The organism is Alphaproteobacteria bacterium (assembly GCA_040905865.1).
GTDB lineage: Bacteria > Pseudomonadota > Alphaproteobacteria > UBA8366.
In genome coordinates, this window is sequence record JBBDQU010000072.1 from 71,159 (window position 1) to 79,212 (window position 8,054).

Annotated in this window: 9 protein-coding genes; 6 read left to right on the forward strand and 3 right to left on the reverse strand. The window is 60.0% G+C overall.

Annotated elements, in window-relative coordinates; genetic code table 11:
* The first annotated feature begins 1 nt into the window (after position 1).
* Complete coding sequence (gene gatB, locus WD767_16185) at positions 2–1,456, forward strand: Asp-tRNA(Asn)/Glu-tRNA(Gln) amidotransferase subunit GatB (protein ID MEX2617629.1); 1,455 nt, start codon at positions 2–4, stop codon at positions 1,454–1,456.
* A gap of 9 nt (positions 1,457–1,465) precedes the next feature.
* Here the strand turns inward: gatB and WD767_16190 are convergent, their stop codons facing one another.
* Both WD767_16190 and WD767_16195 read right to left on the reverse strand, forming a co-directional pair.
* On the reverse strand, positions 1,466–1,867 hold the full coding sequence (locus WD767_16190; protein MEX2617630.1) for a type II toxin-antitoxin system VapC family toxin: 402 nt from the start codon (positions 1,865–1,867) through the stop codon (positions 1,466–1,468).
* Positions 1,864–2,118, reverse strand: coding sequence for a type II toxin-antitoxin system VapB family antitoxin (locus WD767_16195; protein ID MEX2617631.1), 255 nt, complete (start codon positions 2,116–2,118; stop codon positions 1,864–1,866). Before WD767_16195 ends, WD767_16190 begins: the two co-directional genes overlap by 4 nt.
* Positions 2,119–2,268: 150 nt before the next feature.
* Here WD767_16195 and WD767_16200 point away from each other — a divergent pair, with 150 nt between their 5' ends.
* Positions 2,269–3,441: an LLM class flavin-dependent oxidoreductase gene (locus tag WD767_16200; protein MEX2617632.1), complete on the forward strand. Its 1,173-nt coding sequence runs from the start codon at positions 2,269–2,271 to the stop codon at positions 3,439–3,441.
* Between the two features lie 59 nt (positions 3,442–3,500).
* On the opposite strand, the gene WD767_16205 is transcribed toward WD767_16200, so the two are convergent.
* Positions 3,501–4,313 (reverse strand): SDR family NAD(P)-dependent oxidoreductase, encoded by an 813-nt coding sequence (locus WD767_16205; GenBank protein ID MEX2617633.1) that lies wholly within the window; start codon positions 4,311–4,313, stop codon positions 3,501–3,503.
* Between the two features lie 481 nt (positions 4,314–4,794).
* On the opposite strand from WD767_16205, the gene WD767_16210 reads away from it, so the two are divergent.
* From WD767_16210 to WD767_16225, 4 genes are read left to right on the forward strand one after another with little or no spacing between them, the layout of a single operon-like run.
* Complete coding sequence (locus WD767_16210) at positions 4,795–5,352, forward strand: hypothetical protein (protein ID MEX2617634.1); 558 nt, start codon at positions 4,795–4,797, stop codon at positions 5,350–5,352.
* Position 5,353: 1 nt separating this feature from the next.
* On the forward strand, positions 5,354–5,743 hold the full coding sequence (locus tag WD767_16215; protein ID MEX2617635.1) for a phage holin family protein: 390 nt from the start codon (positions 5,354–5,356) through the stop codon (positions 5,741–5,743).
* On the forward strand, positions 5,743–6,735 hold the full coding sequence (locus WD767_16220; protein MEX2617636.1) for a DUF3618 domain-containing protein: 993 nt from the start codon (positions 5,743–5,745) through the stop codon (positions 6,733–6,735). Before WD767_16215 ends, WD767_16220 begins: the two co-directional genes overlap by 1 nt.
* Positions 6,735–7,694 carry a YihY/virulence factor BrkB family protein gene (locus WD767_16225; GenBank protein ID MEX2617637.1) on the forward strand — a complete coding sequence of 320 codons (960 nt, stop codon included), beginning with the start codon at positions 6,735–6,737 and terminating at the stop codon, positions 7,692–7,694. The genes WD767_16220 and WD767_16225 overlap by 1 nt, the downstream gene beginning before the upstream one ends.
* Positions 7,695–8,054 lie beyond the last annotated feature (360 nt).

Below are 8,054 nucleotides of genomic sequence, written 5' to 3' on the forward strand. Positions count from 1 at the left end.
CATGGCGGAACTGCTGAAAGGCCGCACAGGCGACTGGGAAATCGTTATCGGGCTGGAGGTCCATGCCCAGATCGTGGCGAAGGCGAAGCTGTTTTCCGGCGCGTCGACCGCCTTCGGCGCGGACCCGAACGAACAGGTCTCGCTGGTCGATGCGGGCATGCCGGGCATGCTGCCGGTGCTGAACGCGGAAGCCGTGCGGCAGGCGGTGCGCACGGGGCTGGCGCTGAACGCGCGGATCAATCGGCACTCGATCTTCGCGCGCAAGAATTTCTTTTACCCGGACATGCCGCAGGGTTACCAGATTTCGCAGTATGAACTGCCCATTGTCGGCGAAGGCGAGATTGCAATCGATCTGCCGGACGGCGCAACGAAAGCCGTCGGCATCGAACGGCTGCACCTGGAGCAGGATGCGGGCAAGTCCATGCACGACCAGCGCCCGGGGAAATCCCATATCGACCTGAATCGCTCCGGCGTGGCGCTGATGGAAATCGTGTCGAAGCCGGACATGCGCTCGGCGGAAGAAGCCGCGGCCTATGTGACCAAGCTGCGGGCGATCCTGCGCTATGTGGGCAGTTGCGACGGTAACATGCAGGAAGGCTCGCTGCGCTGCGACGCCAATGTCTCGGTCCGCCGGCCGGGCGAAAAACTGGGCATGCGCTGCGAGATCAAGAACCTGAACTCGATCCGCTTCATGCGCCAGGCGATCGACTACGAAGCCGCGCGCCAGGTGGAACTGATCGAGGATGGCGGCGCGGTGGACCAGGAAACCCGGCTGTACGATGCCGATACGGGCGAGACGCGCTCGATGCGCTCCAAGGAGGACGCGCATGACTACCGTTATTTCCCGGACCCGGACCTGCTGCCGCTGGACGTGGAGCAGGCCTATGTGGATGCGCTGAAGGCCGACCTGCCGGAACTGCCAGACGCCAAGAAGCGCCGCTTCATCGACGAACTGGGGTTGTCGCCCTATGACGCCGGCGTGCTGGTCGCGGAGCGCGAAACGGCGGCCTATTTCGAAACCGTCGCCGCCGGGCGCGATGCGAAACAGGCGGCGAACTGGGTGACCTCGGAACTGATGGGGCAGTTGAACCGGGCGGGATTGGCTCTGGCGGAGTCGCCGGTGAAGGCCGAGTCGCTCGGCGGGCTGCTCGACCTGATCGCGGACAAGACCATTTCGAACAACATCGCCAAGGACGTGCTCAACGACATGTTCGCAACGGGCAGGGACGCTGCAACCATCGTCGATGAAAAGGGCCTGCGGCAGGTTTCAGACACCGGAGCGCTGGAAGCGGCGGTCGACAGGGTGATGGCCGATAATCCGGACAGCGTGGCGGAATATCGCGGCGGCAACCAGAAGCTTATCGGCTGGTTCATGGGCCAGATCATGAAGGCCAGCGGCGGCAAGGCGAACCCGCAGATGGTCAATGAACTGCTGCGCAAGAAGCTGGCGGGGTAGGGGCGGCCTTTAATCGTCCATTGCCGACCGGATATCAGTCAGTGAAAAATCGTCGCCCTTGAACAGTAATGGCGCGTCGAGATGTCTTGCCAGTGCGTATGAAAAGCAGTCGCCGTAATACAGTGCCGCACTATGCCCCGTACCCTTTCCGAAACGGCGATAGGCGTCAAACGCGATATCCGCGATCCGGGGGGAGACTTCTTCCACCGTCATGCCACTTTTCAGCAGGAAAGCATCCAGCGCCAGAACTGCGCTTTCCCCGGACCGGGCGAATAGCACAATACGGGTTTCCAGCAGGCTCGCGGCGCTGATCGAGACGGCTGTCGCGGCCTCGATCTGTTCGTTGAAATCGCGTCGTTCCGGTTGGTCGGTCATGATGGCGATAAGGGCCGATGTATCGATGACAATCATCCGGGCAAGCCGCTCTCGTCATATCCGATAATGTCGTCGGCGCTCCGGTTATCGCGTTTTGGCAGGCTCGCGCAGTGCAGGGCGATACGGTCCAACGCGTCGGCAAGGGTATCCCGGTTCCGGTTCTTTTCCACCTGGGCCAGCTTTTCAGCGATGGCGTGTTTGACCGCCCTGGTAAGGGACTCGCCGGTCAGTTTCGCAAGGCGTCGGGCGAGATCATGCGTTTCGGCATCCTTGATATTCAGTGGCATAAAAATTTCCTCCTATGCTCCATTATAGGAGGAAATTATCGTAATGTCATCGCACGAATCATTTTCACCACTTCCTGCCGCCGCCGCGCCCATTTGCGCGCGACGCGAAAGCCGCGCTACCATCAATTTGAGCAATCGGGAGGAACGGACATGATCAAGCGCTTTTCATCGCTCTTTGCCGGCCATATCGACCTCGGCGATATGGGGCAGGACGCGACGCCGGCGAATGACCGGCGCTACACCAATGAACAACTGGCCGGGGTCTTCGACAAGTCCGAGGCGATGGCGAAGCGCATGGACGATTGGGGCTATGACGCGCTGTGGTTCGCCGAACACCATTTCCAGCATGAAGGCTACGAATGTGTCCCCAATGTCCTGATGCTGGGCGTGCATCTGGCGCATGTGACGAAGAAGCTGCGCATCGGCTGCGGCTTCAACATCGCGCCGATGTGGCACCCGCTGCGCCTGGCGGAGGATTACGCAACCGCCGACTGGCTGACGAAGGGGCGGGTCATCTTTGGCGTCGGGCGCGGCTATCACACGCGCGAGGTGGAAACCCTGGGCGGCCACCTGATCGACGCGGAAGCCAACAGGGACATGTTCGAGGAACAGGTCGATATTCTGTTCAAGGCGTTCAACAACGAGCGCTTTTCGCACAAGGGAAAATTCTACACGCTGCCGCCGGCGGTGCCGTATCGCGGCTACGACCTGAAGGACCTGACCCTGGTGCCGCGGCCGCGCACCCTGCCGGTGGAATGCTGGCAGCCGGTGGTCAGCGCGGGCGACCGCGGGCTGGACTTCATGGTGAAACACGGCATCAAGGGGATCGTCGGCGGCGGTTCGGCGCTGATGGCGGAAGGCAATATCCACGCCTTCCAGCGCGCCCATGAACGCGCCGGCATCAAGACGAAGCCGGGCGAGAACCTCTGCCTTGGCATTTCCTATCACATCGCCCCGACGCGCGAGCAGGCGATCCGGGAAGCGACGCCGTATTACGAAGAACATGCCAAGATGTTCGGTCCGCTGGGCTTCCTCGGTCCGCTGAAGCCGGAACAGGTGGAGGCCATCGGCCGCCGCGGCGGGATCCGCAATTCGGGTATTCCGACGCTGGAGGAGGCCTGCGACCGGGGGTCATGGTATTGCGGCCCGGCGGAGGGCTTCGTCGAATTCCTGCAGGAGGTCGAGCGGAAATTCCCCGGGCTGGAAGCGGTCAACGCACAGTCCGCGATGGGCACGCCGCTGGACGTGATGCTGGAACAGATCGACCATTTCGGCCGCGACGTGATGCCGAAATTCCAGCGCGCGCAAGCGGCGGCGGAGTGAGCGGGGAGGAGGCCGGGTGAGTATCGTTAAAGCCGCTCACCCGGCTATGTCCTTTTTCCCTAACCCACCCGGCAGCTCGATCCGCCGTCGACCGGCAACGCCACGCCGGTGATGAAGCCGGCCTCGTCGGAGCCCAGGAACAAGGCCGCATGGGCAACGTCCCAGCCGGTGCCCATCCTGCCCTTCAGCGGCACCTTGGCGTCGCGTTCCGCCGCGATTTCCTCGCGCGGGCGGGCGAAGGCCTCGGCCCGGCGATCCACCGCCATCGGCGTGTCCATCAGCCCCGGCAGGATGACGTTGGCGCGGATGCCGTAACCGGCGTTCTGGATCGCGACCTGCCTGGTCATCTCGACCATTGCCGATTTGGTCGCCTTGTAGGCGACCCAGGGATAGGTGTTCTGCGCCGCCATCGAGGAGATATTGATGATGACGCCGCTGCCCTGTGGCCGCATCACCGGCAGCGCGTGCTTGCAGGCATAGACGATGCTGCGCAGGTTCACCGCGACGATGCGGTCGAAGGATTCGGTGGTGATCTCGGTAATCGGCGCATCGCCGCCCTCGACGCTGATGCCGACATTGTTGTGCAGCACGTCGATCCGCCCGAATTTTTCAACGCACGCGGCCACCATCGCCTGCATGGACGCCTCGTCGGTCACGTCGGCGGCTTGCGCCACGGCCTCGCCGCCTTCCGCCTCGATCATCGCGACGGTCTCCTGGACCGAATCCAGCCGTCGGTCCACCGCCATTACGCAGGCGCCTTCGCGCGCGAACAGCAGCGCGGTCGCCCGCCCGTTGCCGATGGCCGGCGAAGACCCCGGCGCCTGTCCCGCCCCGACAACGATTGCGATTTTTCCTTTCAGACGATGCCCCATGACCAGGTTCCTTTTTTCATTTGTGATGACAGTGTCGGCGCATTGTAGGGCGGCGCCGGCCGTCAGGCGAGGGGAGTGGGGCCGCGAGATGGTTCGGCGCCTGACCGTGGAGCCTTGAGGAGGCTCGAAGAAATCTGTCTCGTATTCGAAAGGGAACAGGATAGGGAGCATTTCCAGTGTACCGCCTATCCTACCAGCGTCAAAGCTTTGTAATTGCGTTGCTTTATCCGCTGCGCCGTTTACGGACAGGATTCCGAAACCGAACCCGGAACATTGTCTCTTCGATATCGTTAACCACGAAAAATCAACGTATCGAAACGGCAATACCGGTCCTGCCCACCGGAGCCGAAACAAGAGTTGGAGCGATCATGTACAACATTTTCTGGGTGATCGGAGTGGTTGTAGTCGTTTTGGCCATACTGTCACTGCTGTAGTCACGCCATCAATAGTGTTCTGGATTTCACCTATTTCGGAGACAATCATGCAAGAGCCCAGCCAGAGACGACAAACGGACCAGCGCAGTTCCGAAACAGACCGCCAGGCAAGCCGCGACGTCCAGAACCAAGCAGACACTGCCGCCTCCAGGATAAGGGAGGAAGTTGGGGGACAGGTGGAGAACGCCAAATCGACGCTTGTAGACAGGGCCGAGCGAGAAAAGGGTCATCTGGCAGGTTCGCTCAGTCAGACAGCGGATGCGCTGAAAAATTCCGCGGACAACCTGGACGAAAATTCAACGCCTCGGCAGCTGTTGTCGGAAGCCGCTAGCGGACTGCGATCGATCGCTGACGAAATGGAAGGAAAGAGCGTTGGCGAATTGGCGAACAGCCTGTCGCAATTTGCCCGCCGTAATCCGGCGGCTTTCCTCGGCGGCGCCGCGCTTGCCGGCTTTGCCATTTCCAGATTTGCCAAGGCCTCGCGTGATGACCAGACCGGGAGCGGGACCCCGCAGGCACGGGAATCGACAACGGCGCGGCAGACGGCGACCCCAACCTCGACGTCGCCGGAGACATCTGCCGGCGCAACCACAAGCGGAGCATGACATGCAGCGTCCAAACGAAAAATCCGCCCCCGCACTTATTGGTGATCTGATCAATGAAGTTACAACTTTGTTCAAAAAAGAGATCCAGCTCCTTCGTGCGGAAGTCAGTGAAAAGGTTAACCGGGCAGCTGTTGCCCTGGGCATGATTGTGGGCGCTGTCGTGCTGGCGCTCGTAGCCCTGAACGTCCTTGCGGCGGCCCTTGTAGCCGCTATCCAGAACATGGGGATAGCGCCCGGGTGGGCGGCGCTTATCGTCGGTTCGGTATTGGCCATTGTCGCTTACGTGCTGCTGACAAAAGGACTGACGGATTTGAAGGCAAGCAAATTATCCCCACAGAAAACGGTTCGCGCCGTCGAAAGGGACGCTGAACTGGCAAAGGAGAAATCGTGATGAGTGTATCCGAAACCGACCCCGGCGAAAAATCATCCGCGCAACTGGAGCGCGAAGTCGACCAGCAGCGAGCCCATGTCTCAAGCACGGTAGATGCGTTGCAGGCTAAAATTTCGGTCAAGGGCATAGCGAACGGTATAATCGACGTGATTTCCGAACATGGCGGCGATATCAGTCGGAATTTAGGCGAGACGGTAAAAAGAAATCCTCTGCCGTTGTTGCTCACCGGCATCGGACTTGCGTGGTTGATTGCCGGCACAAATCGGCAGGGAAACAGCCGGGACTTCGTCAGTCGTGACGATACTCGTCCGTTGTCCCGGGTGACGCCTGCAATGGAATCCAGGCCGACTGCGTACGGCGCTGCGACCGGAGATACGTTTGGCGATGGAAATTCGCCACGCTTCGCAGATTCAAGTCGCGGGGAAAATTCAGGTGACGACAGTGGCGAAAGTCTTAGGGACAAGACCAGTGACGTTGCCAGTGCAACCGCCGAAACGGTTAAAGGCAAGGCGCGAAGCATGAAGGAGACGGTCGGCGAAGCGGGCGATCATGCCGCTCAAACGGCGTCCAAAGTTGCCGATAAAGTCAGCGAAACCACTCTAAAAGCCAGGAACGGGTTTGAAAAAACGATGGATGAAAACCCGCTGGTTTTGGGTGCATTGGCTTTGGCGGCAGGCGCTGCAATTGCCGGTGCGTTACCACGTACGCAGGGTGAAGACGCACTGTTGGGACATCATAGCGACCGCCTGAAAGATCAGGCTCAGTCTATGGCGCGCGAACAAGTGGAAAAGACCAAAGCCGTTGGTGAGAAGGTTGCTGCGGAAGCCCGGGTAGTGGCTGACGAGGCGCTGGAAAAACTCGATGAGTCGGCGCCGGAAGGGGAAACTCTCGCCAACAGGGCGGGGAACACGGCCCGAAATGCCGCGAAACGGCTGGAAGAGACCGCAAAGGAAGAAGCGGAGAAACAGGACCTGGGTACGAGTCAGACCTGATGCCATCTGGCGGAGACGACGGGAAGGCGGTCTCGGACAATTACACCGAACGGCCTTTCCGGTTTGCCTGGTCAGACTGGAAGGAAATTCTCCTTCGCGCGAAGGACGAAATCAGCAAGGACAATATTCCACTCATTGCTGCTGGAATTGCCTTCTATGCGATGCTGGCTCTATTCCCCGGTATAGCCGCACTGATCGGTCTTTATGGCTTGATCGCCGAACCAGCGGATGTCACGCGCCATATAAATCTGATGTCCGGCGTCCTTCCCGCCGATGCGCTCGGGATTATCCGGTCGCAGACGGCTGATCTCGCCAGCACGAACGGCACGAATGTCGGTCTGGCTTCGCTGGTGGCAATTGCTCTGGCGATTTGGGGCACTCGATCCGGTGTCAATGCGTTGGTGGCGGGCCTTAACATTGCCTATGGCGAGCAGGAACGGAGAGGTATCTTATCCCGGATCGGCGTGACGCTGGTCCTTACGATCATCATTCTGGTTATCGCGACGACTGCCCTGGCGACGATCATTGCAGTGCCTGCGATAATCGGAATATTCAGGTTAGGCGAAATTGGTGAATGGATCGTTTTGCTTGTCCGGTGGCCTGTTATTGTCGTGGCGCTTCTGGTCGCCCTGGCCATATTTTATTGCTTTGGACCGCACCGTACCAATCCCCGTATCGCCTGGATAAGCTGGGGCGCCGTCCTGGCTACATTCCTCTGGATTGTGGGATCGGCGGCGTTCTCTGTCTACGTGGCAAATTTTGCAAGCTACAACAAGGTCTATGGATCGCTTGGTGCTGTGGTTGGCCTTCTCATGTGGTTGTATCTGAGCGCCTTCATTGTCCTCCTCGGAGCGGAAATCAATTCCGAGATGGAGCGTCAGACACGTCACGACACGACTACGGGACCCGACAAACCGATGGGTGAGCGTGGCGCGTATGCCGCTGATACTGTCGCGTGATCCCACTACAGGTGCTGTACAGGCTTGCAAATGGTGCACCCGTTTCTTCTCTTGATCAGACAGGAGGCCCGATGGTCGGCGATGTCTTCATCGTTTGTGCGATGTTTTACTTTTACAATAAGAGACCCGCGCACTCCGTCCTCCTCACGCATTGAAAGGCCGCAAGCCCTCCTGTCGAATTGGCGGGGGCCTGCTTCACCCGGATCGATGCGGTTGACCATGCGGTGAATGCACAGATCCCACAGGACGTCGGCAGGGTCCCCGAGGTGGCGCCGGCCGCGGGGCGGGCGGTGGTCAATGGCGAGGATGAGAGTGTCAGATATATTGTGTAAGTGAATGTCCTGGGTTCAATATCTTGTA

What these genes read in the sequence shown, in the direction of transcription:
- gatB (MEX2617629.1), top strand. Translation starts at nt 2, where the DNA reads ATGGCGGAACTGCTGAAAGGCCGCACAGGCGACTGGGAAATCGTTATC.
- WD767_16190 (MEX2617630.1), bottom strand. Translation starts at nt 1,867, where the DNA reads ATGATTGTCATCGATACATCGGCCCTTATCGCCATCATGACCGACCAA.
- WD767_16195 (MEX2617631.1), bottom strand. Translation starts at nt 2,118, where the DNA reads ATGCCACTGAATATCAAGGATGCCGAAACGCATGATCTCGCCCGACGC.
- WD767_16200 (MEX2617632.1), top strand. Translation starts at nt 2,269, where the DNA reads ATGATCAAGCGCTTTTCATCGCTCTTTGCCGGCCATATCGACCTCGGC.
- WD767_16205 (MEX2617633.1), bottom strand. Translation starts at nt 4,313, where the DNA reads ATGGGGCATCGTCTGAAAGGAAAAATCGCAATCGTTGTCGGGGCGGGA.
- WD767_16210 (MEX2617634.1), top strand. Translation starts at nt 4,795, where the DNA reads ATGCAAGAGCCCAGCCAGAGACGACAAACGGACCAGCGCAGTTCCGAA.
- WD767_16215 (MEX2617635.1), top strand. Translation starts at nt 5,354, where the DNA reads ATGCAGCGTCCAAACGAAAAATCCGCCCCCGCACTTATTGGTGATCTG.
- WD767_16220 (MEX2617636.1), top strand. Translation starts at nt 5,743, where the DNA reads ATGAGTGTATCCGAAACCGACCCCGGCGAAAAATCATCCGCGCAACTG.
- WD767_16225 (MEX2617637.1), top strand. Translation starts at nt 6,735, where the DNA reads ATGCCATCTGGCGGAGACGACGGGAAGGCGGTCTCGGACAATTACACC.